The following is a 1761-nucleotide window of genomic DNA, read 5'->3' as shown; positions in this document are numbered from 1 at the left end:
GATCGACATCACCATGCCCAGGCTCTGCGCCCAGTCTGGCAGCGCGGTGTAGTGCAGGTGGTGCGGACCGGCCCAGATGTACAGCGTGATGATTGCCCAGAAGTGCACGATCGACAGGCGATAGGAGTAGATGGGCCGATCCGCCTGCTTGGGCACGAAGTAGTACATCATCCCGAGAAAGCCCACCGAGAGGATGAAACCAACCACGCTGTGGCCGTACCACCACTGAACCATGGCATCTGTGGCGCCCGAGTAGATCGGGTAGGACTTCATCAGCGTGACCGGCACGAGCATGTGATTAACGATGTGCACCATCGCCGTGACGATGATGAATGCCCCGTAAAACCAGTTGCCGACATAGATGTGGCTGACCTTTCGTTTGGCGATCGTGCCGAAGAACACCCACATGTAGGCGATCCACACCGCCGTCATCAGCAGGGCGATCGGCCATTCCATTTCCGCGTACTCCTTGGACGTCGTGTAGCCCAGCGGGTAGCTGATCAGCAGGGAAACGATCACCGTCTGCCAGCCCCAAAACATGAACCGTGCTACCCCATCGGAGATCAGCCGAACACGGCTGGTGCGCTGCACCACATACAGCGACGTGGCGAACAGTGCGTTACCGCCAAAGGCAAAGATCACCAGGTTGGTATGCAGGGGCCGGACCCGACCGAAGCTCGTCCACGGCAAGTCGAAATTAAGCTGAGGCCACACCAACTGAGCGGCGATAAACACCCCCAACCCCATGCCGAGGATGCCCCAGGCGAGTGTCATCAGGGTGAACTGACGGACGATGGCATAGTTATAGTTTTCACCGGTCTTGCCGGCGGTTGTCACGACTGACATGAGGACATCCATTGCACGCAAGGTTGGATAGCAAGGTGTGCTCCACGACCTGTTCATCGCATGCCTTCAAAGGGAATGTCATCTGAACGGACCAGCCACGTGATGGCGCGAGGTGGAGGGCTGTCAGTGTGCCCGGCTCAATGTGTGTGAGATAACGAATAATAATGGAGTTTAAGTGCAATTATTTTGCTCTGTTGGCTCTGTTGGCTCTGTTGGCTCTGTTGGCTCTGCGGCGAAATCGATCGAGCGCTTGCCCGCTTCTCCCGGCACCCGTGGAATGGCCACACGCGCCGACGAATAACGGTCGCCCCCGAAAAGGGTTGGTATGGCGCCCTGCTTGCGGCAGGGCGCCGTTGGACTTATTCCGTCTTGCTGCGGCTCCAGAGCAGGATATGCGTGCCGTCCTCCTGCTCCAGCAGGCTGGCGTATACCGGTGCCGGGAAGGCGGGATCATCGAGGCTCACCGACAGGTAGGGACGATCGGATTGGCTGAGCTTCTTCCACGCGGCACCGATCTCGTATCCGCCGGCGGCCAGGATGCGGTAGTCCGGTGCGTTTGCGCTGCTCTTGTCATTCGGGACGATGGCGACCTTGGCTTGAAGCGTCAGGGTGCGCAGCGTACCGGTGAAGCCATCTTTGAGGGTGGTAAACGAGCCGATGTTGGCCATGGTATATCTCCTTTCGGATTCAAGGTCGCGCCCATCGCGTCCTTGTTGTGATCCGGTCGGTGGAAGAGGGCGGGTTGCACTGCCCGCAGCCGAAACGCAGAGGAGGACCGCAGGGCACTGAAGAATTTGCTGCGCGAGGAAGCCGCTGGCCGGCGGGGAGATTGTTCAGTGTTGCGGTTGCTGACCTTGAGCCTGATCCCACCAGGATTCACGACGAGTCAAGGACGCAGGGCAGACCGACCGAACA

2 protein-coding genes are annotated in these 1761 nt (G+C 59.2%); both read right to left on the bottom strand.

Features of this window, described 5'->3' with window-relative positions; genetic code table 11:
• On the bottom strand, positions 1-846 hold an 846-nt coding region (locus NAV32_RS17535), incomplete at its 3' end, for a cbb3-type cytochrome c oxidase subunit I (RefSeq protein WP_256054055.1).
• A 359-nt stretch (positions 847-1205) separates the two neighbouring features.
• A complete protein-coding gene (locus NAV32_RS17530; RefSeq protein ID WP_256054054.1) occupies positions 1206-1514 on the bottom strand; it encodes a DUF736 domain-containing protein in 309 nt (102 codons plus the stop codon).
• Between the last annotated feature and the right edge of the window lie 247 nt (positions 1515-1761).

The organism is Stutzerimonas stutzeri (genome assembly GCF_024448695.1).
Taxonomy (GTDB): Bacteria; Pseudomonadota; Gammaproteobacteria; order Pseudomonadales; family Pseudomonadaceae; genus Stutzerimonas; species Stutzerimonas stutzeri_T.
This window is presented reverse-complemented; position numbering and strand designations above follow the sequence as displayed.

What these genes read in the sequence shown, in the direction of transcription:
- NAV32_RS17530 (WP_256054054.1), bottom strand. Translation starts at nt 1,514, where the DNA reads ATGGCCAACATCGGCTCGTTTACCACCCTCAAAGATGGCTTCACCGGT.